Genomic DNA, 265 nt, shown 5'->3' with positions numbered 1-265 from the left:
TAGGTGTAGAGTTGGGTCATGATAAAAATCAACAACTCTTTCTTGGATATCTTTTGGAACATCAATAACAACGGGACCTGGTCTCCCTGTTGTCGCAATATGGAGTGCTTCTGTGATGACTCTAGGAATATCTGCCGTATCCCGAATTTGGTAATTGTACTTGGTAATCGGCATTGTCATCCCCAAGACATCTGCTTCCTGAAAAGCATCTTTACCGATACCACGTGTTGCGACTTGACCAGTAAAAACTAAAAGAGGAACACTA

1 pseudogene is annotated in these 265 nt (G+C 41.9%); it reads right to left on the bottom strand.

Annotated elements, in window-relative coordinates:
• A pseudogene (locus C1G53_RS00140) lies at positions 1–265 on the bottom strand (thiamine pyrophosphate-binding protein); the annotation flags it as partial.

It is taken from the genome of Streptococcus suis, from assembly GCF_002960445.1.
GTDB lineage: Bacteria > Bacillota > Bacilli > Lactobacillales > Streptococcaceae > Streptococcus > Streptococcus hyiners.
The sequence above is the reverse complement of the archived record's forward strand: the minus strand, read 5'-3'. Positions and strand labels throughout refer to the sequence as shown.